Raw genomic sequence first — 23787 nt, 5'->3', positions numbered from 1 at the left:
GCAGCCCAGGCAAAGGCACGCTGTTGCGCATCGCCACCATGGACTGCAGCGCCGAGGAGTCAGAGATCCGCCGGGCGCTGGAACCTCTAGAGGGAATCCGGTCATTGGGCTTCCAACTGGGCGCGCGCACGCTGAAGATCGATGCAGAGGATGGTGTCTTGCCCTTGGCGCTGGATGCCATCCGCAAGGCGGGTTTCGATCCACAGCCGGTGTCTACTGCGGCACACACTCAGGGTGGCCAGGGCCGGGTGTTTCGCATAGCGACCATGGACTGCAGTGCCGAGGAGGCGGAGATTCGCCGGGCGCTGGAACCTCTGGGTGGAATCCGCTCCCTGGGTTTTCAGCTGGGCGCACGGACGCTGAAGATCGACGCAGAGGAAAGCACCTTCCCGTTGGCACTCGACGCTATCCGGAAAGCGGGCTTCGATCCGCAGCCTGTGGCCAGCTCCGAGGGTGGACAGGCGGGCGGAGCAGCCGACGACCACGACCATGGACATGGTTTTGCAGGTGGCATTACCCGGTTGGTGGCTGCGCTGGTGTTCGCGACTGGGGCAGAGGTCTTGTCGTTCTTTGCACCGGACCAAATGGTCTGGAAGGTGGCGGGCATGGCCATCGCCGCCGTGGCGATCTGGCTGGCGGGGATCGACACCTACAAAAAAGGCATTGCGGCACTTTTGCGCGGCAAGCTCAACATCAATGCGCTGATGTCGGTGGCAGTCACCGGGGCATTCCTGATCGGTCAGTGGCCCGAGGCCGCCATGGTGATGGCCCTGTATGCGATTGCCGAACTCATCGAGGCCAAGGCAGTGGACCGGGCCCGCAACGCCATCAAGGGCTTGCTGGAACTGGCGCCGGAAGAGGCACTGGTTCTGGGAGCAAATGGGTCGTGGTCTGCTACACCGGTGGCTTCGGTGGCCATTGGAGCAACCGTGCGCATCAAGCCAGGCGAGAGGGTGCCCCTGGACGGCAAGGTGACCAAGGGCAACGGGGCCATCAACCAGGCGCCGGTGACTGGAGAGAGCATTCCAGTGGACAAAGCGCCTGGCGACCAGGTGTTCGCAGGGACCATCAACGAAACTGGTGAACTGGAGTTTGAGGTTACTGCCTTGTCCAGCAACACCACCCTGGCCAGGATCATCCAGGCCGTGGAGCAGGCGCAGGGCACGCGTGCACCGACGCAGCGCTTCGTCGACCGCTTTGCCTCGATCTACACCCCGGCTGTCTTCGCCATTGCCGTGGCGGTAGCGGTGCTGACCCCTTTCCTGATGGGCCTGACCTGGCTGGAGGCGCTCTATAAGGCCTTGGTGCTGCTGGTGATCGCCTGTCCATGTGCTCTGGTCATTTCCACACCCGTCACAGTGGTCAGCGGATTGGCCGCGGGAGCGCGCCGCGGGATCCTGATCAAGGGCGGAACCTACCTGGAAGACGCCCGGCTCCTGAAGGCCGTTGCGCTGGACAAGACGGGCACCATCACCGAGGGCAAACCCAAGTTGGTGAAGTGGCAGGTGTGGGGTGCCGGCGATGAGTCCGCAATCCAGCTGATGGCGGCCAGCCTGGCGGCCCGATCCGATCACCCGGTCTCGAAGGCGATTGTTCAGGGCCTGGAGGCGCAAGGCCCAGAGGCTGAGAGCTTCAAGGCCTTGCCGGGGCGCGGTGTCGAGGGCTGGGTCAATGGTGCGCGCCTGGTGCTGGGCAATCACCGGCTGATTCACGAGCAGGGATTGTGCGGGCCGGAACTGGAGGCGGAGCTGGCCATCCACGAAAAGCAAGGTCGCACGGTCACCCTTCTTGCAGACGAATCGCGCGTCCTGGCGCTCTTCGCGGTAGCGGACACCATTCGCGAGACCTCAAAACAGGCCATCGCCGATCTCAAGGCACTGGGAGTGACTTCGGTCATGCTGACAGGCGATAACACGGCCACTGCAAAGGCCATCGCAGCGCAGGCCGGCATTGATGATGCCCGCGGAGATCTGCTGCCCGAAGCCAAGCTTGATGCTATCAAGGAGATGCAAAAGCGCTATGGCGCCACCGGTATGACCGGCGATGGCATCAATGACGCGCCGGCGCTGGCGCAGGCCGACATCGGCTTTGCCATGGGCGGTGCGGGAACCGACACAGCGATGGAAGCGGCCGACGTGGTCATCATGAACGATGACCTGCAGCGCGTCGCCGAGACCGTGCGCCTGTCCAAGCGCACCCATGCCGTTCTCTGGCAGAACATCACCTTGGCGCTGGGTATCAAGAGCGTTTTTCTGGTGATGGCGGTGGTGGGCACTGCGACCATGTGGATGGCCGTTTTTGCGGACATGGGGGCCAGCTTGCTGGTCGTGGGCAATGGACTGCGCCTGCTTCGCGGCACGCGGGTCGAGCCTGCCGCCAAGGCCCAGCCTGCGCAGCCCAAGGAGCATGCCCATTCCCACTAGCGATTACCCGGGACGCACGATGCCTATTTGCCCGCCTTGGAGACCTCCTGGGCTACCAGCTCAGCCAGTTGCTTGGCGCCAAAGCTGGGCAATGGCCGCCCATTCACAAAGAAGGTCGGGGTCTTGTCGACCTTGAGGGCAGTCAGGTCCTGCACATCCTGCTGCAGCATCGCTTCCAGCGTGGGCGATGCCATGTCGGCCCGAGCTCTCGCCATGTCCAGACCTGCCTGCTCGGCCGCACTGTAGGCCAATGCCAGATTGGGACTTCCATGGTCTGCCCACTGTGGCTGTGCCGCCAGCAGGGACTCCAAGACCAGGAGGTACTTGTCCTGCCGCCGGGCGGACTCCAGCAGCTTGACCACCTCTCCCGAGCCCTGGTGAAACGGCGCATACCGAATGACCAACCGTACCCGGGTAGGATACTGCTTCATGAGATCTTTCACGACCGGATAGAAAGCGCGGCAGGTTTCACACGCGGGATCGAAGAATTCGACAATTGTCACGGGCGCCTCGCGGGGACCGATGACCGGCGAATGCATGCGCACCAGCCGCTCAGACTGCTCGGAGGCCTGCTGCTCTTGCTTGCTGTGCACACGGCTCTGGTAGAGACTCGCACCTACCCCGAAGGCGGCAAGTGCGACGCCCAGCACGAGGGCGATGATGTATTTGCGGTGGATCATTTTGCTGTTTTGCGCAGATAAAGGCAGAGTGAAACGGCGATAACAATGAACGCCGTCAAGGAAAGCCAGGGCAGTTCAATGCCATAGAAAAAGTCGAGCTTCTGATCGGCGCAGGACACTCCTACAGCGCATGGAACCCATGCCCTGGGAACCAGGCCTGCAGCCAGAAGGCTGTGGTACCCCGCTACGGCCGCGCCTGCAATCGCCAGGGGCAAGGCATAGACCGCTCCCCGGCGGTCATCGCTGTAAAAGGCCATGCCCAGCACCAATGCCAAGGGGAACATGGCAATGCGCTGATACCAACACAGCACGCAGGGGGCCATGCCCATCACCTCGCCGATGAACAGCGCGCAGCCAGTTGCCACAACAGCGGTCAACCAGGCGGCTAGAAGCAGCAATGAGGTCCTTTTCATCGGTGCCTCCATTGCATCCTCAGGGGAGTGCAGCAAGGGGGTGTCGCAGGACTACTTGCGGTGGTTTGCGGGCCAGGCGGCCCAATGGCTATGGACATGAAGGGGTCGCCTCAGAAAACGGAAAATAAAGCACGCTAAGCGAAAGCTCGATCATGCAGTTGGCAGATCACGCCACAGGCGCATTTGAGGCGGAAACGGCCTGGCTACAACAATCTGCCAGCCCTTGTAAGATGCCGCATGCTTCTACCTGTCGAGCGCCTGAGCACCTCTCGCGCAAAATGGCCAAGTGTTTCTTCAACTGTAACAACGCTTCCACGCGGGCCTCTACTTGTTGGATATGGCCATCCAGTAGCGCATTGACCTCGCCGCAATCCTGATTCGGGTTATCTCGCAGGTCCAGTAATGCCTGGATTTCTCCCAGCGTCATATCGAGCGAACGGCAATGGCGGATGAACTGCAAGCGCTCGACGTGAGCGTCACCGTATAGCCGGAAGTTGCCGCCGCTGCGCGCTGGCTTTGGCAATAGCCCCTCCTTCTCGTAATAGCGGATGGTGACGATCTCGCACCTTGTCCGCTTGGCAAGTTCACCAATCCTGATTTCCATATTTCATCCTCATTTAAAACTTGACTCTATAGTAGCTATAGGGTCTTTAATGCGCAATACAGAAATCAACGTAAAGGAATTGTCATGAGCGAATGCGGTTCAAAAGGGTGCGGCTGCTCGACCGTGCCGATCAGCCAGCCCCCTGCGCAAGCCCAGCTAACGGCTGAATCGGCCCAAGCGGTCTACCGCATCGAGAACATGGATTGCCCCACGGAAGAGGCGCTGATCCGAAGCAAGCTGGCCGCGCTGGCGGGCGTGGTCGGGCTTGACTTCAACCTGATGCAGCGCACCTTGGCCGTGCGGCATGAACTGCCATCGTTGACTCCGGTCGAGCAAGCCTTGAAGGCCATCGGCATGCAGGCCGTGCGCATGGATAAAGCTTCTGGCGAGCAGACGACCAAGCTGGTCATCGCCAAGATGGATTGTCCAACCGAAGAAGCGCTGATCCGCAACAAGCTTGCCACGGTAGCCGGGGTGACCAATCTCGATTTCAACCTGATGCAGCGCACCCTGTCGGTGCGCCATGCTGCCCACACCCTGCCGGAAGTATTGGCCGCGCTGAAATTTCTGAACTTCGAGGCGCAAGTGCTCAATGCGGAGGAAGCCAACGCCTCACCGGCGATATCGACGCTCGCATCTACCAACTGGGGGCCGCTTGGCATCTCCTTGGCGGCTGCATTGGCTGCGGAAGCCGTCTACTGGTTCCACAACGGCAACCATTGGTCGGTCGTCGTTCTGGCGCTCGTCGCCATCTTCGCGGGCGGCCTTCCCACCTACAAGAAGGGCTGGATTGCGCTCAAGAACCGCAATCTCAACATGAACGCCCTGATGTCAATAGCCGTCACGGGCGCCATGTTGATCGGTCACTGGCCGGAAGCAGCGATGGTGATGGTGCTGTTTGCACTCGCTGAAGTGATCGAGGCAAAGTCGCTGGACCGTGCTCGCAACGCCATTCGTGGCCTGCTCGACCTTGCCCCGGAACAAGCCACGGTGCAGCAGCCGGATGGCTCGTGGCGCGAAGAGGATGCCAAGCAGGTCGCCATCGGCAGCCGGGTTCGGGTCAAGCCGGGTGAGCGTATCGCTCTCGATGGCGAAGTGCTGGAAGGACGCTCTACGGTCAACCAAGCGCCGATCACTGGTGAAAGCCTGCCGGTTGAAAAAGCGCCTGGTGATCTGGTGTTCGCCGCCACCATCAACGAATCCGGCTCGTTTGAGTATCGCGTTACGGCCACGGCCAGCAACTCCACATTGGCCCGCATTATCCACGCGGTGGAAGCTGCCCAAGGTAGCCGCGCACCCACACAACGCTTTGTCGATCAGTTTGCACGTTGGTACACGCCAATCGTGTTCGGTGTGGCGGTTGCGGTCGCACTGATGCCCCCGCTATTCATGGGCGCAGCGTGGCTGGACTGGATTTACCGCTCGCTGGTTTTGCTGGTCGTCGCCTGCCCGTGCGCGCTGGTAATCTCCACACCGGTCAGCATCGTTAGCGGCTTGGCGGCGGCGGCGCGGCACGGCATTCTTATCAAGGGTGGCGTCTATCTGGAAGAAGGCCGCAAGCTGCGCTGGCTGGCACTGGACAAGACCGGCACGATCACGCACGGCAAACCTGCGCAAACCGATTTCGTCGCGTGGGGCGATGCGTCACCTGCCAGCAGCCGGAGCATTGCCGCCAGTCTCGCGGCTCGCTCTGACCATCCCGTGTCCAAAGCCATAGCGCAGGCAGCGCATGCCGAAGGGGTTGCGCTACACGATGTTGCCGAGTTCGTTGCACTGCCCGGTCGTGGCGTGCGAGGCAGCATTGACGGTGTGACCTATCACCTTGGCAACCATCGGATGCTCGAAGAGCTGGGGCATTGTCCACCTGAATTGGAGCAGCGCATCGCTGCGATGGAGCGCGAAGGCAAAACTGTAGTGATCCTGGTGAGTACAAAGAGTGCGCAAGCCCTGATCGCGGTGGCAGACACCATCAAGGACAGCAGCAGGAGCGCTATCGGCGAGCTGCATGCGCTCGGCATCAACACCATGATGCTGACTGGCGACAACCCGCACACCGCGCAGGCAATTGCCACACAAGCCGGGATTGATCGGGCGCAGGGCAATTTGCTGCCAGAGGACAAACTGCGCGAGGTCGAACAACTGGCGCAGACTGGCAAGGTCGGCATGGTCGGCGACGGTATCAACGATGCCCCGGCGTTGGCACGTGCTGACATCGGTTTTGCAATGGGGGCCGCTGGCACCGACACGGCCATTGAGACGGCGGACGTCGCCCTGATGGATGATGACCTGCGCAAGATTCCAACTTTTGTGCGCCTGTCACGTGCGACGGCTCAGGTACTGATGCAAAACATCGTGCTGGCACTGGGCATTAAAGCGGTGTTTCTCGTGCTAACTTTTACCGGTCACGCGACCATGTGGATGGCCGTGTTTGCCGACATGGGAGCCAGCTTGCTTGTCGTGGGCAATGGCTTGAGGCTGTTGCGCCGATGAACTGGAAATTCATTCTCTATGACTGGTATGGTCTGAACGTCGCGTTGTTCCAGGTCATCAATGCGGGGACGCCTGCCACGCTGGGGCCGCTGGCGTGGTTCTTCAGCCTCGTGGGCAATTACTGGACAGCGCCCTTGACGCTGCTGGGTCTGGGGTGGTGGTCGAAGTCAGCAACCAATTCAGCCCGCGCTGATGCAGTTTGGCATCGGCTCATTGTTTTTGGCACCGCCTTCCTGCTGGCCTTGCTGGCCGCCACTGTCTTGAAGCTGTGGCTCGACTTCCCACGTCCGCCTGCCGTTTTCGGCGAGTTAGTGCGCATCGGTGAGCATGAGCGGCACTACAGCCTGCCCAGTGGGCATGCTACCTATTCGGCGTTAGTTATCGGCGCGCTTTGGCCTTTGATGGGTCGCCGTGGCCGCGTCGGTTTGGTGCTTTATGCCGTCTTGGTCGGATGGTCGCGCATTGCTGCTGGAATGCACTTCCCGGCTGATGTGCTGGCGGGCTGGTGTCTAGGATTGGGCAGCACCGTTCTTGCCGGACGGCTGATACCGCTTGTCGCTCCCACGTGGCAGACGGCTCGCCACACGTCGGCCTCGGTCTGGTACGTGGTGGCCGTTTGCGCCTTCATGGCCGACCAGTTCGCCAAGCTCGCCATCGTCCGCACGTATGCCTATGGCGAACAGGTCGAAGTCACGCCGTTCTTCAATTTCGTCCATGTACTGAATCCGGGGGCCGCGTTCAGCTTTCTGGCAGGTGCGGGCGGTTGGCAACGCTACTTCTTCATCGCTCTTGGTTTGGCAGTCTCGGCTTGGCTGGCACGCATGCTGAAACAGCGGTTGCCAAGCCTTGAAGCACTGGGATACAGCCTGATTCTCGGCGGGGCGCTTGGAAACGTCGCGGATCGCCTATTGCGCGGGCAGGTCGTGGACTTTCTCGACTTCCATTGGCGGCACTCGCACTGGCCTGCCTTCAATCTCGCTGATGTTGCCATCACCTCAGGGGCGGTCTTGCTCATCATAAACGGGCTGATCCAAGGCAGGGCGGTGGACGCAAAGCCAATTGAGAACTATAATCATTTGCAATAAATTATTCTGGCACTCTCCTATGCCTTGCCGAACACCTTATCGCTGGTTGATGGCGCTGTTGCTCGCGACTTATGCGCTTATCAGCGGGCCAGCACTCGCAGCCGACAGCACCGAAACCAAAGCCAAGCAAATTTGGCAGCTTCTGGACTATGTGGCTGTCGATTACGGCGGTGCCGTAGCCAATGGCACGGTGCTGAAGGCGTCGGAATATGCAGAGATGCAGGAGTTCGTCGCCACCGCCGAGCGTCAATTGGGCGAGCTACCAAGTAAGACCGACAAGGCGCGCTTGCTGCAACAAGCTACGGAGCTTCGCCGCGCAGTAGCGAATAAAGCTGATCCAGCCATCGTGGCGCAACTGGCGCATGCGCTATCCAGCGCCGTGCAAAAAGCGTATCCATTCCCGGTGGCCCCAGCCGCCGTACCGGACTTGGCCCGGGGTGCGCAGTTGTTTCAGGCGCAATGCGCGGCCTGTCATGGCATGCAAGGGCACGGTGATGGCCCCTTGGCTACCTCCCTGAACCCCAAACCAACCGCGCTGGCCGAGCACTTGCGGGCGCGGGAGCGCAGCTTGTTCGCACTACATCAGATCATCAGCAACGGCGTCCCAGGGACTGCCATGCAAGGCTTTGGCTCATTATCGGACGAGGATCGCTGGGCGCTGGCATTCTTTGTCGGTACGTTGCCCTATGTACAGAGCGACAAGACCGCAGGGGCAAAGCTTTGGCAAACGAATGGGCAAGCCCGTCAAACGGTTGCCAATCTGGAAGCATTGACGCAAACCTCCGAGCATGTCTTGGCGGACAAGCTGGATGAACCCTCAGCTAAAGCGCTGACCGCATATCTTCGCGCTAACCCGAGTGCGTTGGACGCAAACAAGCCGAAAGGCACGGCAATAGCCAAGGCCAAGCTTGGCGAGAGCGTGGTTGCATTGCAAAACGGGGATCGTGCGACCGCAGCCAAGTTGGCCTTGTCCGCTTACCTTGATGGTTTCGAGCCCGTTGAACCGGCGCTCGCCACCCGCAACCGCCCGTTGTTCGAGCAGATCGAAGCTGCAATGGTGTCCTACCGAGCATTGGTGGCAAACGGTACTGCCGCCGACGTGCAGGCTGCGCACCAACGGTTACATGGCTTGCTCGATGAGGCAGACAAAGTTCTTGCCCCTTCGGAGAACGATGCCGTCGCGGCCTTTATCGGGGCATTGACTATTTTGCTGCGGGAGGGCTTAGAAGCGTTGCTAGTAGTCGTCGCCATGCTGGCATTTCTCAAGAAGGCCGAACGCCGGGATGTCGCGGTCTATGTGCATGCAGGATGGATGGCCGCACTGGCGGCAGGTGGCATCACTTGGGGCGTGGCGACCTATCTGGTCGGCGTCAGCGGTGCGAGCCGGGAATTGACGGAAGGCTTTTCTTCACTGTTTGCGGCTGTGGTCCTGCTCGGCGTCGGAATGTGGATGCACCAAAAGAGCGTCGCCGGTCGCTGGCAGATTTACCTCAAGGAAAAGCTATCCTCGGCCCTCAACAAGCGCACGGCGTGGTTCTTGTTCTCGCTGGCATTCGTCGCGGTGTACCGCGAGGTGTTTGAGACGGTACTGTTCTACGCCGCCCTTTGGACAGAGGGTAATGGATGGCCTCTGCTCGCTGGCCTGAGTACGGGCATGGCGCTTTTGGCGTTGCTTGCAGTGTTACTGCTGCGCACCAGTGCGCGATTGCCGATCGGGCAGTTTTTTGCGGCGAGTTCCATGCTGGTAGCAGTGCTCGCGGTGATCCTGGCTGGCAAGGGCATTGCGGGTCTGCAAGAGGCCGGACTCCTGCATACCAGTCCGATTGCAATCCCTCGGATTGATTTGCTTGGTATCTATCCGTCGTGGCAAACGGTCCTAGCGCAGTTTGTCGTTCTGCTCACCACTGTGGTGGCTTTCACTATCAATTTGCGTTCGACGCGGCAGAGGGCAACGCGGCGAAGCTGATTCAAGGCGCTTGCCTATCTCGCAAACAGTGTCAGTTTGAGCTATACCCTAACGCAACGTCAGGGAGAGACTGGAATCACGTCAGGATAGAGTCCAATACTCTATTTATTGACATCATCAGTCAAGAGTAATAGATTTCAACTTGACACATCACCCCTTGGAGACACTTTGTACGGTCAACGCATCGGCTACGTTCGCGTCAGCAGCTTCGACCAGAACCCGGAACGGCAATTGGAGGGGGTTCAGGTGGCGCGGGTGTTCACCGACAAGGCATCCGGGAAGGACACCCAGCGTCCTGAGCTGGAAAGGTTGCTCGCCTTCGTGCGCGAAAGCGACACCGTAGTGGTGCACAGCATGGATCGGCTGGCACGCAACCTGGATGACTTGCGCCGCATCGTACAGGGTCTGACTAAGCGCGGCGTGCGCATCGAATTCGTCAAGGAAAGCCTGGCTTTCACCGGCGAGGACTCGCCAATGGCGAATTTGATGCTGTCGGTGATGGGCGCGTTTGCTGAGTTCGAGCGAGCCTTGATCCGCGAGCGGCAGCGTGAAGGGATCGCGCTCGCCCGGCAGCGGGGTGCGTACCGGGGCCGCAAAAAGTCACTGAATGATGAGCAGATTGCCGAACTGAAACGGCGTGTCGCAGCGGGCGAGCAAAAGGCCCTGATCGCCAGAGATTTCGGCATCAGCCGTGAAACGTTGTACCAGTACCTGCGCGAGTCCTGAGCATGCCGCGTCGTTCCATTCTGTCCGCCACTGAGCGCGAAAGCCTGCTGGCATTGCCCGATGCCAAAGACGATCTAATCCGGTACTACACGTTCAGCGAAACCGACCTGTCGGTGATCCGTCAGCGGCGCGGGCCTGCGAACCGGCTGGGCTTCGCCGTTCAGCTTTGCTACCTGCGATTCCCCGGCGTCATCCTGGGCGCTGATGAGCTGCCATTTCCGCCTTTGCTGCGCATCGTGGCGTCGCAGCTCAAAGTGCCAATCGAAAGCTGGGACGACTACGGGCGGCGTGAGCAGACCCGGCGCGAACACCTGGTCGAGTTGCAAACGGTGTTCAGCTTCCAGCCGTTCACCATGAGCCACTACCGGCAGGCCGTCCACACGCTGACCGAGCTGGCCATGCAAACCGACAAGGGCATTGTGCTGGCCAGCGCCTTGATTGAGCATCTACGGCGACAGTCGATCATTCTGCCCGTGCTCAACGCCATTGAGCGCGCCAGCGCCGAGGCCATCACCCGCGCCAATCGGCACATCTACGAAACCTTGTCCGAACCGTTGTCTAACGGGCATCGCCATAGACTCGATGAACTGCTGAAACGCCGCGACAACGGCAAAACGACCTGGCTGGCATGGCTGCGCCAGTCGCCCGCCAAACCGAATTCCCGGCACATGCTGGAACACATCGAGCGCCTGAAAGCCTGGCAGGCGCTCGACCTGCCTACCGGCATCGAGCGGCTGGTTCACCAGAACCGGCTACTCAAAATCGCCCGCGAGGGCGGCCAGATGACGCCCGCCGACCTAGCCAAGTTTGAGCCGCAACGACGTTACGCCACCCTCGTGGCACTGGCCATTGAGGGCATGGCCACCGTCACCGATGAAATCATCGACCTGCACGATCGCATCCTGGGCAAGCTGTTCAATGCGGCCAAGAACAAGCATCAGCAGCTGTTCCAGGCATCCGGCAAAGCCATCAACGCCAAGGTGCGCTTGTACGGACGCATCGGCCAGGCGCTGATCGACGCCAAGCAATCGGGTGGCGACCCATTCGCTGCCATTGAGGCCGTCATGTCCTGGGATGCGTTCGCTGTAAGCGTCACCGAAGCGCAGACGCTCGCCCAGCCCGAGGACTTCGATTTCCTTCACCGCATCGGCGAGAGTTACGCTACCTTGCGCCGCTACGCGCCGGAATTCCTCGCTGTTCTTAAACTGCGAGCCGCGCCCGCTGCCAAGAACGTGCTCGACGCCATTGAGGTGCTGCGCGGCATGAACACCGACAACGCCCGTAAGGTGCCCGCTGATGCACCGACCGACTTCATCAAGAAACGCTGGGAAAAGCTGGTGATGACCGACGCCGGCATCGACCGACGCTACTACGAACTGTGTGCGCTGTCGGAGTTGAAAAACTTGCTGCGCTCGGGCGACATCTGGGTGCAAGGTTCACGGCAGTTCAAAGACTTCGAGGACTACCTGGAGCCTCCCGAAAAATTCGCCAGCCTCAAGCGGTCCAGCGAATTGCCGCTGGCCGTGGCCACCGATTGCGACCAGTACCTGAGCGAGCGCTTGGAACTGCTGGAAGCGCAACTTGCCACGGTCAACCGAATGGCGGCAGCCAACGACCTGCCGGACGCCATCATCACCGAAACGGGCTTGAAGATCACGCCGCTGGATGCTGCGGTGCCCGACACCGCGCAGGCATTGATCGATCAGACGGCGATGATTCTGCCGCACGTCAAGATCACCGAGCTGCTGCTCGAAGTCGATGAGTGGACGGGCTTCACCCGGCACTTTACGCACTTGAAATCAGGCGACCCGGCCAAGGACAAGAACCTGCTGTTGACCACCATACTGGCCGACGCGATCAACCTGGGCCTGACCAAGATGGCCGAGTCGTGCCCCGGCACGACCTACGCCAAGCTCGCTTGGCTGCAAGCCTGGCATACCCGCGACGAAACCTATTCGACAGCGTTGGCTGAATTGGTCAACGCCCAATTCCGGCATCCCTTCGCCGGGCACTGGGGCGACGGCACCACGTCATCGTCGGACGGCCAGAACTTCCGAACGGGCAGCAAGGCGGAGAGCACTGGGCACATCAACCCGAAGTACGGCAGCAGCCCAGGACGGACTTTTTACACTCACATCTCCGACCAGTACGCGCCATTCCATACCAAGGTGGTCAATGTCGGCGTGCGCGACTCGACCTACGTGCTTGACGGTCTGCTGTACCACGAGTCCGACTTGCGCATCGAGGAGCACTACACGGACACGGCGGGCTTCACCGATCACGTCTTCGCCTTGATGCACCTGCTAGGCTTCCGCTTTGCGCCGCGCATCCGCGACCTGGGCGACACCAAACTCTATATTCCAAAGGGCGAAACCGTCTATGACGCTCTGAAGCCGATGATCGGCGGCACACTCAACATCAAGCACGTCCGTGCCCACTGGGATGAAATCCTGCGGCTGGCTACCTCGATCAAGCAGGGCACGGTGACGGCCTCGCTGATGCTGCGCAAGCTCGGCAGCTACCCACGCCAGAACGGCTTGGCTGTCGCCCTGCGCGAGCTGGGGCGCATCGAGCGCACGCTATTCATTCTGGACTGGCTGCAAAGCGTGGAGCTGCGCCGCCGTGTCCATGCAGGACTGAATAAGGGCGAGGCGCGCAATGCACTGGCCCGCGCCGTGTTCTTCAACCGTCTGGGCGAAATCCGCGACCGCAGCTTTGAGCAGCAGCGCTACCGGGCCAGCGGCCTCAACTTGGTGACGGCGGCTGTCGTGTTGTGGAACACGGTCTATCTGGAGCGCGCAGCGCATGCGCTGCATGGTAATGGTTATGCCGTCGATGATGGGCTTTTGCAGTACCTGTCCCCACTGGGTTGGGAGCACATCAACTTGACCGGCGATTACCTGTGGCGCAACAGCGCCAAGATCGGCGCGGGCAAGTTCAGGCCATTACGACCGCTGCAACCGGCTTAACGTGCTTTATTTTCCGTTTTCTGAGGCGACCCCCTATTGCCGTTGCGCTGCTGGACGGCCATTTGTGGTACCTCTGTGTCGGGCCCACAGCCGCAGGTGCCCGTTACGCGCATGGCCCCAAGTCCGAAGGCTGTGGAGGACTTCGAGGCCATCTTTGTGAGGCCCCACATGGATAAGGGCAGGGCAAGGGCGATCTTCGCTGGGAACCCAGATCGCCATGGTTGGGGGCTCAGTGCGGTGCCCGCAGCCGCTTTTGGGCATTCGGGACGATGGTGTGGTGGATAAGCTTGCCAAGGGTCCTCTTGCTCGGGCCGGAAGGTCATGTGGCTGGTCCAGCGCCTTGTGGCTGCAGTCGAGTTACCAGACGCGCCCCAGCCGCCTGAGGGCCATGTGCGTTGGTATGTCATGACAAAAGGTTGATTGAGCAGGAGCCTTTGTCGTCGCATTAGCTATGTGGTCGCGCCTTTTCATGTGGCTAGAAATATGGACATTGATAGTTAGTTTGTATAAAATTCTAGCCAAATGAAACCCGATCCTTCTGATTCTCTCGTCCTTCACCGGCAGTTGCTATTGCAGCTGGGTGATCGCCTGCGCCGACTGCGCAAGGCGCGAAAGCTCACCACGGTCGAGATGGCTGAACGCGCTGGCATTTCCCGCATGACACTCGCTTCGGTGGAAGCTGGCGATCCAGGCCCATCCATGGGCACCTATCTGCGGGTGATGGGTGTTCTAGGCGTGGCCGCTGACTTGGCATTTTTGGCGGGAGATATGGTTTATCCAGCGCAGCCTGGTACGGCGGCGGCCCGGTCACATCGACCAGCGCCTCAGGTTCAAATCATGGTCAGCGCGGACAATAAGCGGCATCAGGCGCAGGATCTGTTGAGCCTGGTTCTTCACGAAAAGGCGGTGGAGCGGGTGCGGGCCAATCCCGAGCTGATCGAGGAAGCCAAGGAGACTGTTAATCGCTGGATGAAAAGTGGCAATACGCATTCGCACACCCTTTACGCAGAGTGGCTCAAGATCCTCATGGCGAAGAAGTGGAGCAAGGTTTTGGGCCGTTCGAGACATGCGCAGGAGCTACGCCAGGCGTCTCCTTTGCCCACGTTGCTCTCGAAAGAGGATCGCGAAAGCATCTTGAGTCATGTTTCAACTCTCAAGAAGGGGATTGTTCTCGGTGCGGAAGGGCCCCTTCCATGAATCGCCACGAACTGGAGCATCTGATCCGGGCGAGCGGTGCGATCACCGAAGAGTACGAATTCGTTGTGATCGGGAGCCAGTCCATTCTGGGCAAGATTCCCTACCCAGACCCCGAGTTCAAGATGTCTGCAGAGGCTGACATTTATCCCAGGTACGCGCCTGAGCTTGCGGAGAAGATCGAAGGGGTGCTGGGCGAGGGTTCCGAGTTTCACCTTGCGAACGGGTTTTATGCCCAAGGCGTGGGCCCAGAGACTGCAGTCCTGCCCCAGGGGTGGGAGGAACGGCTATGGAAGGTGCAGAACGGGAATACCGACAGCTTCATTGGCTGGTGCTTGGACGTTGAAGACCTTTTCATGTCGAAGGCGGCTGCAGCCAGGCCGAAGGATCAGGAGTATTGCACGGGGCTCTTGCGTCGAGGGTATGTGACCCTTGAAAGGTGTCTCGAACTTGCTCCCTCAATGCCACTGGAGCCTCCAGAAATCGCGCGACTGGTAGCCCGCATCAAGCGCTGGGCGAAGTAGGTCTCCCCAAGCCCTTGATTCGCCCTGCGGCAACCTCGCGGCTGAAGTCGCTGGCGTTGTCCTCCCTAGATGCCGGGTTGATGAAGAACACCCTGGAGTCGCCGCCATAACCCGATGGATTGCGCGTTATGAACGTGGCGTAGAAGACCCCGAAAAGCACAACGTGGCTCAGCAAACAGTCGTGTGTTGCGAGACAAGCCAGCGTATGACCACCGGGATATGGGTTTTGGAAGGTCAGGGGATGCCGTGAAGGCTCAGCCTGGATTGCACCAATGAAGTTGTCTGCCAGCGTGTCGCGGTTCATGCCCTTTGTGTTGATTGCGCGTAGATACTGCTCCCCCCCGTCGGAGATGATGGCCACATCCCCGAGAGTTGCCACTGTCATCTGTTCAACGGGCTCACTTTCCTCCGGCCTCTGGTTTGCGTTTATGCACCCGTTCCAGCAACCGGAAAGTGAGACTGCGGGCCATGGGCCCGTGTGTTATTCGGGGGAGCGCCAGGGCATGCCCGTGTGTGACTTCCTTCAGGGCCATCAAGTAGCATGGGCGATATGGCCAACAAGACTGGCAAGACCTTGATGGTCTGACAGCGCCCCAACATGCCGACTCCCCGCATCGACCTGACTGTCGTCAACGATTCCAGCGATGACCTGGTAGTACCGCGTAGCGCGCTGGTGCAGGTGGACCTGATCGCCACGGTGGTCGATGTGGCAAGCGCCAATTACGCGGCGGGTGTGAAGACGAAGTTGACGCTCAATGAAACCTGCTCTGGTCACGGAGTGCATCAAGGGGCCCGCACGCTTCTGGTGATGGAGAGCTACAAGGCGGTTTGCATGCTCATCAGGCACGCGGCAGACAGCTAAGTGAAGCTGGACCCTTGGAGCTGAGGAGGGGGCTCGGGCATATGCCGGACCCCCAGAATGCTTATCCCGACTTACGGCGCAGCGTGTGCGTTGTCATGTCGTCCAAGCAAACCACGTGGGCTACACCCCAGTTCAGACGGGCGGTTTTGGCTGGGTCGCCCATGTACGCATGCCAAGCGTTGTCAAGAGCTTTCTGTACGGCATCTAGAGACCCGAAGGCGATCACCGTTGGGCTGCTGCGCACCAGTGCCCGAGCCGGAGAATTGCTTTCCATGACCTCAATCTCATCCATCGGGAAGCCGAGTTCAGGGACACGAAAGACTCCTGAGGCCTTGGCCTCGGTGCGCTGGTCCATACCGGTTGCCTGCCACTCGCGGGCAGCAACGAAACGCGCGTTGGTGCCGGTCGTTGTGGGCGTTTTCGCTGGGCGGTCCAGATAGTTTGCCGGCGCAACGTTACGCGGAGGTGAGAGTTTTGCCCACCACGCGTACAGGTCCGCGTCGATGAAGTAGCCACCTGTCTTGAGGCTGTGGGCTTTTGCGAGGATCGTCTTGCCAGATCCAGGACTACCCATAAGAGCCACGAAATCCAGTTCGTCTGGCTTGCAGTTGGCCAGCGCCACATCCAGAAGCTGCAGGGCTTGATCCTTCCAGGGACGATTGAACTGGCGGGGCAGATCGCTAGGGAACGGTTCGCCCTTGGTCACGGACTTCTTGTGCAACAGGTCGTAGATAGCAAATTCGTCGAGGTGCGCAATGTTGCGGCTGGCTGCGCCCTTCTTGGCGAGATGTCGCACCTCGAAAAAGTCGCGGTGTCCGAGCAGCTGGGCGATCAGATTCTCGCCCTCCTCAACGGTTTCGACGTACTTCAGGGATTTTGCCTTCTTGGCAGCTTGGCTAAGGTTGACATTGGCGGCAAAAACGGCGCCATCGTTGACATACAACTTCATTCGAACTCCTTCATTCACGATGGAGCTGCCTTGGCGCTTTCGGGCCAAAGCTTGGGAGGGCGCATTCGCAAAGCTCCACCGGTCCAGAAAGAGGATCGAGGGTTTGTAAATGGTGATCAGGCCATGGTCTCAATAGACCCCCAACGCCGCAAGCGGCGCGCGCCCAGGGGTGGCCTTGCAAGTATATCGCGCAGGACCGAGGGCAAAAAGTGTGATTTGTTTGGATTACATGCCCCGCCCGAAAGCGGGGTCAGGCTGCGTGCGCTCTGCCCCCTACAACCGACTGTTGAGTTCAACCGCTTTTCTCACTCGTGAGTGCTTCGCACTTGAGCAAAAAGGCGCTTTTGCCATCCCGAGGGGGAGGAGGGCGCTCAGAAGAGCCCGCTGGCTGTTGATTTCCACGCAGAAGTGACCCACTAACCCCCAGGATTTCCATCCAAATCTGATCCACGTACTAACCCTAACCTGCTGCTTTGTTGAGCAGCAGGAGACCAGGAGTGATAGACGTGGCAACACTGAGTGTCATCAGGCGCTGGGCCCTGCGAGAGCAGTTGTCCATCCGGGAGATCGCCCGCTGCACGGGCCTCTCGCGCAACACCATCCGCAAGTACCTGCGCTCAGGCGAGGCCGAGCCGCACTATGCCAAGCGGGTCAGTCCATCCAAGCTCGATCCCTTCGCCTTGAAGCTCGCCGGCTGGCTCAAGACGGAAGCTGGCCGATCCCGCAAGCAGCGGCGCACCATCAAGCAGATGTACGTGGATCTGCAGGCGCTCGGTTATGGCGGCTCCTACAACCGTGTGGCGGCCTTTGCGCGCCTCTGGCACGAGCAGCGCCTTGTGGCACAGCAGACCACTGGCCGTGGCACCTTCGTTCCCCTGACTTTCGGTCCGGGTGAGGCCTTCCAGTTCGACTGGAGCGAGGACTGGGCTGTTCTCGCTGGCGTGCGCACCAAGCTGCAGGTAGCCCACTTCAAGCTCAGCCACAGCCGAGCGTTCTACCTGCGCGCCTACCCCCTGCAGACGCACGAGATGCTGTTCGATGCCCACAACCATGCATTCGTAGTCCTGGGTGGCGTGCCCCGCCGTGGCATCTACGACAACATGCGCACCGCCGTAGACCGGGTGCGCCGTGGCAAGGAGCGCGACGTCAATGCGCGCTTTGCGGCCATGGTCAGCCACTTCCTGTTCGAGGCCGAGTTCTGCAATCCCGCGTCGGGCTGGGAGAAGGGCCAAGTGGAGAAGAACGTGCGCGATGCCCGCCATCGCCTGTGGCAGGTCGTGCCGCCATTCCCTGGCCTTGTGGAGCTCAATGATTGGCTTCAGGAGCGTTGTGTGGCCCTGTGGCACGAGATCGAGCACGGCAAGCTGCCGGGTACCGTTGCGGATGTCTGGGCCGCGGAGCGGGCTGCCTTGATGCCGGTACCGCGTCCCTTCGATGGCTTTGTTGAGCACACGAAGCGAGTCTCTCCCACCTGCCTGATCCACTTCGAGCGCAACCGCTACAGCGTGCCGGCGCCATTCGCCAACCGACCCGTGAGCCTGCGGGTCTACGCGGATCGCTTGGTGATTGCCGCCGAAGGCCAGATCGTGTGCGAGCACCAGCGCTTGATCGAGCGTAACCACCATGGTGCGGGACAGACAGTGTACGACTGGCGCCACTACCTGGCGGTGCTGCAGCGTAAGCCCGGGGCCTTGCGCAATGGCGCGCCGTTCCTGGAACTGCCAGCGGCCTTCAAGCGACTGCAGGCCACCTTGCTCAAGCAACCCGGCGGCGACCGGGAGATGGTGGAGGTACTGGCACTGGTGCTGCACCACGATGAACAGGCTGTGCTCGCTGCAGTGGAGTTGGCACTGGAGTCAGGGGCTGCCAGCAAGACCCACATCCTGAACGTGCTCCACCGCCTGCTGGACGGTAAGCCCGCCCCAGCACCGGTCACATCGCCGCAGGCCCTCAAGCTGGCGGTGGAACCCCAAGCCAATGTGCTTCGTTACGACCAATTGAGGGAGGTGCGCTATGCGTCATGACCCTGCCATCGCTTCCATCGTGATCATGCTGCGCGAGCTCAAGATGCACGGCATGGCCCAGGCAGTTGCAGAACTGGCTGAGCAAGGTGCACCGGCCTTCGATGCGGCGCAGCCCATCCTGTCCCAACTGCTCAAGGCCGAGACCGCCGAGCGGGAGGTGCGCTCGGTGGCCTACCAATTGAAGGTGGCCAGGTTCCCGGCGTACAGGGACCTGGCTGGGTTTGACTTCGGCCACAGTGAGGTGAACGAGGCGCTGGTGCGCCAGCTGCACCGCTGTGAATTCTTGGAGGACGCCAACAACGTGGTGCTGGTGGGTGGACCGGGGACGGGCAAGACCCACATCGCCACAGCCCTCGGGGTGCAAGCCATCGAGCACCATCACCGCAGGGTGCGGTTCTTCTCCACGGTGGAACTGGTCAATGCGTTGGAGGAGGAGAAGGCCAACGGCAAGCCCGGACAGTTGGCCCACCGGTTGGCCTATGCCGATCTGGTGATTCTGGACGAGCTGGGCTACCTGCCATTCAGTGCCTCTGGAGGAGCCTTGCTGTTCCACCTGCTGTCCAAACTGTACGAGCGCACGAGCGTCGTGATCACCACCAACCTGAGTTTCAGCGAGTGGGCCAATGTGTTCGGAGATGCGAAGATGACCACGGCACTGCTGGACCGGCTCACGCATCACTGCCATATTCTGGAAACCGGCAACGACAGCTACAGGTTCAAGAACAGCTCCGCACAGCAACCACCACAGACCACCAAGAAGGAGAAGGCGACCAAGAACTTATCCACAACGTGAGCGTGAAGTTCACGAACAAGGGTGGGTCAGATCGAGATGGAAATGGTGGGTTACGGTTGGATGGAAATCAACACTCAATACCAAGAGAAACGGTAAGTGCGCGTGTTTATTCCTCTGCTTTTTCGATGTGTGATCTCATGACCGCAGGTCCAATGAGTCTTCCACTCCTACATGCACTGCTCTATACCTACTTGTTCTTCTCCATAACATAGGGAGGTTCGCAGTAGAAAATTAGTGATGTGCTGTGATGCAGCAAGCGAACAGCCATTCGCTGGATGAGAGCACGCAAGGGCTATTTGTTTGAGTCCCTATTGGGTGATAAGGCTCTCTGTGATTGCAATGAGGTCACCGATGGTGATGACCTATTCCTGTACCCAGTGAACCAAGGTGTATTCAAGTGAGGTATTGGTCTCTTGCATGCCAATGGATGCAAGCAAATCCCACCTTCGGATACTGGCGTGGATACTGATTCGGATGCCTTCTAGTGCCTATGCTTTTGAATGGGCAAAGGTTTCCATACGCACGTTGAGCAGGTTATTGGCGAAGCTCCTCACCATCAAAGCTTCCAGGTCGTCAATCATTCCATCGTCAACGCTATATGCGCTGAAGTACCAAGCAAGATCTAACAATTCCAGTTTGGTGTCTTTATCTGATCCAGCAACCGGGCGTGGATGTTGGCAACATCGGCTCGCTGGGTGTGTGCGCCGGCGGCAGTTACGCGCTGGGCAACGCGCCCACCGAGATGCGCGTGAAAGCGGTTGCGACAGTCAGTCTCTTCGACCTGGGCGATGCACGGCGCCGCGCGATGGGGTCGCTGTCCTACGAGGCGCGCATGCAGCGCTTGAAGGAGGTGGCCGAGCAGCGCAGCAAGGAAGTGCAAGGGGCGCCCCTGCAAATGGCGTTGGCCGTGCCTGCCTCTAGTGCGGACTTCACCGACAAGACCCCACCCCTGTACCGCGAGGGCTACGAGTACTACCGCACCCCGCGCGGCCAGCACCCCAACGCGCCGGGCAACTACGTGTTCACCAGCCTGGCACAGCAGATGGCGTTCTTCCCCATGGCCCAGGTCGAGACGATCTCGCCGCGCCCGCTCCTACTGATCGTGGGTGGCAACGCCGACACCAAGTTCTTGAGCGACGAGGTGCTGGCCAAGGCGCAGAGTCCCAAGGAACTGTTCGTCGTTCCGGGCGCTTCGCACGTGGACATGTACGACAAGCCCAAGTATGTCGGCCCGGCGGTGGACAAGCTCACCATCTTCTATCGCCAACACCTCCGCGGCTAGGGCGCACGTGAGCCGCGCTTCGCGCGGCTTGGCACACTCGAAATCTCGCAGGCTCATCATCAACGACGCGAAGGCGCTGGTGCATACGGTGAGCGACACGGCCTATCTCGTCAGCCCGGGCGTGTTCCAACGCTATGCGCAGGAACACCCGGAGGCCGGCGCGCTGGCTCCCACGCCATACCTTCATTCGGACGGAGTCAAAGGCGCCATCAGCGCAGCGATGATGGGACAAGGCAGCGTCTCTCCCGTCTCTTCGCACCTCACCAGCATGTCCCGCAGAGCGCCTCGCATGCGCTCAAGATCGCCGACCTTCTCGTCGATCTGGTCAAGGCGCCGCCGCGTCACAGTTTGAATGGCTCGGCGATTCCGTCCATCCTCCAGGTCCAAGAGGGATTTCACCTCGTCCAGCGAGAACCCAAGGCTCTGAGCGCGCTTGATGAAACCAATCCGCTGGATCATCGAAGCGGGGTAGCGCCGGAAGCTGCCGGCGGTCTTCGGGACCGGCAAGAGCCCACGTCCCTGGTAGTAGCGGATTGTCTCCACGCCGACACCGGCGACCTTCGCCAGCCTGCCGACCGTCATCCAGTCACCCGGACCTTCGTTCATTGAGGGATCCACTGTCTTATTCATGACCAAGACAGAATAACGCAGTACCGCGTAGTTGACCCCTGCGTCCATTTGATCCAAATCAATATCCCGCAGCTCAGTTGGGCATAGGATGACCGGTGTCAATGGGTCAATAGGCCGCACATGCGCACACTTCTCAACCACCGAAGGATTCGCGCCATCGCGTGGATGGTGCTGGGGGTATGGCTGTTCGCTCTCGGGGCCGGGGTGGCCAATGCCTGCCTTCTGGAATCGCCGCAGCAACACCATCATGCTGCCGGATATGAGTACGCCCCAGCGTCCGTGCATGGAAAGCATGAGGGCGGCCATGGTCAGCACGAAGAAAGGACCCACGACCCGTCTAAGGCTCCTTGCCTGAAGCTGTGCGGCGAGGTCAACCAGTCCGCCATTCAGAAAGCGCCAGCCTTCGCGTTCGACCTCGTCGGTTTGGCGCCTCCCTCTTATGCAGACCAACTGCTGGCTCCGACGTTGGCTCTTCAAGCCATCCCATCGAGGGGGCACGAGCGGCCTCCTCCAAAGCAGCCTTCCTGGCTGCTGTTTGAGCGTCTCGCGCTGTAGCGCCTCCTTTGAGTTGCCGTGTCGGTCACACCCGGCGCGCGCCTCATATGCCTTGACTCTGTACCCGACTACGGAGTTTTCATAGGGATTTGTCCGCTTGCGGCGACATCTGGTCCGCCCCACTGGCAGGCACCCGCGGCTAAAGGAGAGAGAAATGAAATTCAAGCGTTCGATCGCGGCCATCGTTGGCGCCGCACTGGTCACCTTGTCTGCGTTCGCGCAGGACAACCATCAGGCCCATCACCCCGCAGGTGCGAGTCCGACTGCGGCCGAGACGCCAAGGGCGCCGACCACCGAGGGCATGGATGCGCAACTGAAGTCGATGCAGGCCATGCACGAACGGATGGTGGCTGCGAAGACGCCTGCGCAGCGCAAGGCGCTCATGGCCGAACACATGCAGGCCATGCGGGCTGGCATGGCGATGATGGGCGCAATGAAGGATGGAGCCGAGTCGGCGCCGACAGCTGAGCGGCAGCAAATGCTCGAAATGCGCATGGACATGTGCCAATCCATGATGCAGATGATGATGGACCGGATGCCTGAGCCGGCGATGTGAGGAGGACAACCATGACAACTTCTCACCGCACCGGTCCAAGGTTTTCGCGCTCGCGATGGTTCCTGGGCTTTCTGGTCTTCCTGGCCGTGAGCATCTACATGCTGCTGACGGAACACCGCGGGCACTACCTGGCCGCGCTGCCACTGGTCCTCCTGGCGACTTGCGTCATCGCTCATGTGCTGATGCATCGCCATGCCGTACCAGGCGACGGTAGCAAGGCGAATCCACCGTACCCGGGAGAGCGCAAATGAACCACGATGCGCCCGCTTATGGGCTTTGGCTGCTCGTCCTCGTGAACTCGGCGGTCTTCATCATGTTCGCCTTCAGCTTCTTCAAACCGCAGACCTCGCGCGACTGGAGAACCTTCGGGACATTCGCAGCGTTCATTGTTGCCTTGTTCGTCGAGATGTACGGCTTTCCGCTGACGCTGTACGTGCTGTCCGGCTGGCTTCAGACCAAGTATCCCAGTCTGGACTTGCTGTCGCACAACAGCGGCCATCTATGGTCGACCCTGCTGGGCGAGAGCGGCGACCCTCACTTCAGCCCGCTTCATATCGCAAGCTACATCTTCATCGGGGGCGGCTTCTGGCTTCTGTCGAGCGCCTGGACGGTGCTCTACCACGCGCAACGGCACGCCCAACTTGCCGTGAGCGGCCCATACGCCAGGATTCGGCACCCGCAGTATGTGGCCTTCGTGGCGATCCTTTTCGGCTTTCTGCTGCAGTGGCCGACGCTGTTGACGCTGCTGATGTTCCCCTTCCTCGTCGTGATGTATTCGAGGCTGGCAGTCAACGAGGAGAAGGACATGCGCAAGCAGTTCGGCGCCGAGTTCGACGCCTATGCCGCGCGCACGCCGCGCTTCGTTCCCTCCCTCTCGGACACGCGCCAGCGAGGCTGACATGAAGAAGACCCGCTGGCGTCAGCTCATCAATCGACCGTACCTGGCTGCAGCCTACGGACAAGGCGATGGCTGCGGCTCCCGCTCGGATGCGGACATGAGCGCCGCGCCCCGCCGGGCGTCGACACACGCAATGCTGATCGCCTGCGACCAGACCTAACGGA

22 protein-coding genes and 1 pseudogene are annotated in these 23787 nt (G+C 60.4%); 17 read left to right on the top strand and 6 right to left on the bottom strand.

Translation table 11 applies throughout. From position 1 onward, the window contains the following. Positions 1 to 38: 38 nt before the first annotated feature. Positions 39 to 2423, top strand: coding sequence for a heavy metal translocating P-type ATPase (locus C8C95_RS23005; protein ID WP_116750447.1), 2385 nt, complete (start codon positions 39 to 41; stop codon positions 2421 to 2423). A 23-nt stretch (positions 2424 to 2446) separates the two neighbouring features. Here the strand turns inward: C8C95_RS23005 and C8C95_RS23000 are convergent, their stop codons facing one another. The 3 genes from C8C95_RS23000 to cadR all read right to left on the bottom strand — a co-directional run bounded on the left by C8C95_RS23000 (position 2447) and on the right by cadR (position 4120). Continuing rightward, on the bottom strand, positions 2447 to 3103 hold the full coding sequence (locus C8C95_RS23000) for a thioredoxin domain-containing protein (protein WP_116750446.1): 657 nt from the start codon (positions 3101 to 3103) through the stop codon (positions 2447 to 2449). After that, entirely contained in the window at positions 3100 to 3516 is a 417-nt protein-coding gene (locus tag C8C95_RS22995) for a disulfide bond formation protein B (RefSeq protein WP_056419932.1), read from the bottom strand. Before C8C95_RS22995 ends, C8C95_RS23000 begins: the two co-directional genes overlap by 4 nt. 166 nt (positions 3517 to 3682) lie before the next feature. Further along, complete coding sequence (gene cadR, locus C8C95_RS22990) at positions 3683 to 4120, bottom strand: Cd(II)/Pb(II)-responsive transcriptional regulator (RefSeq protein ID WP_116750445.1); 438 nt, start codon at positions 4118 to 4120, stop codon at positions 3683 to 3685. Between the two features lie 84 nt (positions 4121 to 4204). On the opposite strand from cadR, the gene C8C95_RS22985 reads away from it, so the two are divergent. From C8C95_RS22985 to C8C95_RS22955, 7 genes are all read left to right on the top strand, one after another. Continuing rightward, entirely contained in the window at positions 4205 to 6610 is a 2406-nt protein-coding gene (locus tag C8C95_RS22985) for a heavy metal translocating P-type ATPase (RefSeq protein WP_116750444.1), read from the top strand. After that, entirely contained in the window at positions 6607 to 7695 is a 1089-nt protein-coding gene (lspA, locus tag C8C95_RS22980) for a signal peptidase II (RefSeq protein WP_116750443.1), read from the top strand. Before C8C95_RS22985 ends, lspA begins: the two co-directional genes overlap by 4 nt. 49 nt (positions 7696 to 7744) lie before the next feature. Continuing rightward, the gene (locus C8C95_RS22975; RefSeq protein WP_116750442.1) at positions 7745 to 9661 is read left to right on the top strand and encodes a cytochrome c/FTR1 family iron permease; all 1917 of its coding nucleotides are present in this window, start codon (positions 7745 to 7747) and stop codon (positions 9659 to 9661) included. Between the two features lie 168 nt (positions 9662 to 9829). Beyond that, positions 9830 to 10387 carry a recombinase family protein gene (locus C8C95_RS22970; RefSeq protein WP_012478189.1) on the top strand — a complete coding sequence of 186 codons (558 nt, stop codon included), beginning with the start codon at positions 9830 to 9832 and terminating at the stop codon, positions 10385 to 10387. Between the two features lie 2 nt (positions 10388 to 10389). Then, positions 10390 to 13356 carry a Tn3 family transposase gene (locus C8C95_RS22965; protein WP_116750441.1) on the top strand — a complete coding sequence of 989 codons (2967 nt, stop codon included), beginning with the start codon at positions 10390 to 10392 and terminating at the stop codon, positions 13354 to 13356. 522 nt (positions 13357 to 13878) lie between these two features. Next, on the top strand, positions 13879 to 14553 hold the full coding sequence (locus C8C95_RS22960) for a helix-turn-helix domain-containing protein (protein ID WP_060986104.1): 675 nt from the start codon (positions 13879 to 13881) through the stop codon (positions 14551 to 14553). Next, positions 14550 to 15074 carry a DUF6036 family nucleotidyltransferase gene (locus C8C95_RS22955; protein ID WP_060986105.1) on the top strand — a complete coding sequence of 175 codons (525 nt, stop codon included), beginning with the start codon at positions 14550 to 14552 and terminating at the stop codon, positions 15072 to 15074. Before C8C95_RS22960 ends, C8C95_RS22955 begins: the two co-directional genes overlap by 4 nt. On the opposite strand, the gene C8C95_RS22950 is transcribed toward C8C95_RS22955, so the two are convergent. Next, positions 15055 to 15378: a hypothetical protein gene (locus C8C95_RS22950; RefSeq protein WP_133246257.1), complete on the bottom strand. Its 324-nt coding sequence runs from the start codon at positions 15376 to 15378 to the stop codon at positions 15055 to 15057. The genes C8C95_RS22955 and C8C95_RS22950 overlap by 20 nt on opposite strands. Positions 15379 to 15672: 294 nt before the next feature. Between C8C95_RS22950 and C8C95_RS22945 the strand changes: the two genes are divergently transcribed. Then, positions 15673 to 15936 (top strand): hypothetical protein, encoded by a 264-nt coding sequence (locus tag C8C95_RS22945; protein ID WP_060986107.1) that lies wholly within the window; start codon positions 15673 to 15675, stop codon positions 15934 to 15936. A 61-nt stretch (positions 15937 to 15997) separates the two neighbouring features. On the opposite strand, the gene C8C95_RS22940 is transcribed toward C8C95_RS22945, so the two are convergent. Then, positions 15998 to 16885, bottom strand: a complete 888-nt coding sequence (locus C8C95_RS22940) for a hypothetical protein (RefSeq protein WP_060986108.1) — start codon at positions 16883 to 16885, stop codon at positions 15998 to 16000. Positions 16886 to 17382: 497 nt separating this feature from the next. Between C8C95_RS22940 and istA the strand changes: the two genes are divergently transcribed. The 4 genes and pseudogenes from istA to C8C95_RS22920 form a co-directional block, all read left to right on the top strand. Beyond that, positions 17383 to 18909, top strand: coding sequence for an IS21 family transposase (gene istA, locus C8C95_RS22935; RefSeq protein ID WP_116750440.1), 1527 nt, complete (start codon positions 17383 to 17385; stop codon positions 18907 to 18909). After that, positions 18899 to 19702 (top strand): IS21-like element ISThsp10 family helper ATPase IstB, encoded by an 804-nt coding sequence (gene istB / locus C8C95_RS22930; RefSeq protein WP_116750439.1) that lies wholly within the window; start codon positions 18899 to 18901, stop codon positions 19700 to 19702. Before istA ends, istB begins: the two co-directional genes overlap by 11 nt. 667 nt (positions 19703 to 20369) lie before the next feature. Continuing rightward, positions 20370 to 20984 carry an alpha/beta hydrolase gene (locus C8C95_RS22925; RefSeq protein WP_207780664.1) on the top strand — a complete coding sequence of 205 codons (615 nt, stop codon included), beginning with the start codon at positions 20370 to 20372 and terminating at the stop codon, positions 20982 to 20984. A gap of 25 nt (positions 20985 to 21009) precedes the next feature. Next, positions 21010 to 21153, top strand: a pseudogene (locus C8C95_RS22920) (DNA-binding domain-containing protein); the annotation flags it as partial. A gap of 14 nt (positions 21154 to 21167) precedes the next feature. Here C8C95_RS22920 and C8C95_RS23940 read toward each other — a convergent pair. Beyond that, complete coding sequence (locus C8C95_RS23940; RefSeq protein WP_243415800.1) at positions 21168 to 21920, bottom strand: MerR family DNA-binding protein; 753 nt, start codon at positions 21918 to 21920, stop codon at positions 21168 to 21170. Positions 21921 to 22323: 403 nt separating this feature from the next. Here C8C95_RS23940 and C8C95_RS22905 point away from each other — a divergent pair, with 403 nt between their 5' ends. Genes C8C95_RS22905 through C8C95_RS23745 form a run of 4 tightly spaced genes read left to right on the top strand, consistent with a single transcriptional unit; the run spans position 22324 to position 23783 of the window. Further along, positions 22324 to 22725, top strand: coding sequence for a hypothetical protein (locus tag C8C95_RS22905; RefSeq protein WP_116750437.1), 402 nt, complete (start codon positions 22324 to 22326; stop codon positions 22723 to 22725). Positions 22726 to 22736: 11 nt separating this feature from the next. Beyond that, positions 22737 to 22976 (top strand): DUF2933 domain-containing protein, encoded by a 240-nt coding sequence (locus tag C8C95_RS22900; RefSeq protein WP_003090237.1) that lies wholly within the window; start codon positions 22737 to 22739, stop codon positions 22974 to 22976. Further along, on the top strand, positions 22973 to 23623 hold the full coding sequence (locus C8C95_RS22895) for an isoprenylcysteine carboxylmethyltransferase family protein (RefSeq protein WP_116750436.1): 651 nt from the start codon (positions 22973 to 22975) through the stop codon (positions 23621 to 23623). The genes C8C95_RS22900 and C8C95_RS22895 overlap by 4 nt, the downstream gene beginning before the upstream one ends. Before the next feature lies 1 nt (position 23624). After that, a complete protein-coding gene (locus C8C95_RS23745) occupies positions 23625 to 23783 on the top strand; it encodes a hypothetical protein (protein WP_165836608.1) in 159 nt (52 codons plus the stop codon). Positions 23784 to 23787 lie beyond the last annotated feature (4 nt).

The organism is Acidovorax sp. 99, assembly GCF_003096455.1.
Taxonomy (GTDB): domain Bacteria; phylum Pseudomonadota; class Gammaproteobacteria; order Burkholderiales; family Burkholderiaceae_C; genus Acidovorax; species Acidovorax delafieldii.
The sequence above is the reverse complement of the archived record's forward strand: the minus strand, read 5'-3'. Positions and strand labels throughout refer to the sequence as shown.

Coding starts and splice junctions, on each gene's coding strand:
- C8C95_RS23005 (WP_116750447.1), top strand. CDS start 39: ATGGACTGCAGCGCCGAGGAGTCAGAGATCCGCCGGGCGCTGGAACCT.
- C8C95_RS23000 (WP_116750446.1), bottom strand. CDS start 3,103: ATGATCCACCGCAAATACATCATCGCCCTCGTGCTGGGCGTCGCACTT.
- C8C95_RS22995 (WP_056419932.1), bottom strand. CDS start 3,516: ATGAAAAGGACCTCATTGCTGCTTCTAGCCGCCTGGTTGACCGCTGTT.
- cadR (WP_116750445.1), bottom strand. CDS start 4,120: ATGGAAATCAGGATTGGTGAACTTGCCAAGCGGACAAGGTGCGAGATC.
- C8C95_RS22985 (WP_116750444.1), top strand. CDS start 4,205: ATGAGCGAATGCGGTTCAAAAGGGTGCGGCTGCTCGACCGTGCCGATC.
- lspA (WP_116750443.1), top strand. CDS start 6,607: ATGAACTGGAAATTCATTCTCTATGACTGGTATGGTCTGAACGTCGCG.
- C8C95_RS22975 (WP_116750442.1), top strand. CDS start 7,745: ATGGCGCTGTTGCTCGCGACTTATGCGCTTATCAGCGGGCCAGCACTC.
- C8C95_RS22965 (WP_116750441.1), top strand. CDS start 10,390: ATGCCGCGTCGTTCCATTCTGTCCGCCACTGAGCGCGAAAGCCTGCTG.
- C8C95_RS22960 (WP_060986104.1), top strand. CDS start 13,879: ATGAAACCCGATCCTTCTGATTCTCTCGTCCTTCACCGGCAGTTGCTA.
- C8C95_RS22955 (WP_060986105.1), top strand. CDS start 14,550: ATGAATCGCCACGAACTGGAGCATCTGATCCGGGCGAGCGGTGCGATC.
- C8C95_RS22950 (WP_133246257.1), bottom strand. CDS start 15,378: ATGAACCGCGACACGCTGGCAGACAACTTCATTGGTGCAATCCAGGCT.
- C8C95_RS22945 (WP_060986107.1), top strand. CDS start 15,673: ATGCCGACTCCCCGCATCGACCTGACTGTCGTCAACGATTCCAGCGAT.
- C8C95_RS22940 (WP_060986108.1), bottom strand. CDS start 16,885: ATGAAGTTGTATGTCAACGATGGCGCCGTTTTTGCCGCCAATGTCAAC.
- istB (WP_116750439.1), top strand. CDS start 18,899: ATGCGTCATGACCCTGCCATCGCTTCCATCGTGATCATGCTGCGCGAG.
- C8C95_RS23940 (WP_243415800.1), bottom strand. CDS start 21,920: ATGGCCGCCCTCATGCTTTCCATGCACGGACGCTGGGGCGTACTCATA.
- C8C95_RS22905 (WP_116750437.1), top strand. CDS start 22,324: ATGAAATTCAAGCGTTCGATCGCGGCCATCGTTGGCGCCGCACTGGTC.
- C8C95_RS22900 (WP_003090237.1), top strand. CDS start 22,737: ATGACAACTTCTCACCGCACCGGTCCAAGGTTTTCGCGCTCGCGATGG.
- C8C95_RS22895 (WP_116750436.1), top strand. CDS start 22,973: ATGAACCACGATGCGCCCGCTTATGGGCTTTGGCTGCTCGTCCTCGTG.
- C8C95_RS23745 (WP_165836608.1), top strand. CDS start 23,625: ATGAAGAAGACCCGCTGGCGTCAGCTCATCAATCGACCGTACCTGGCT.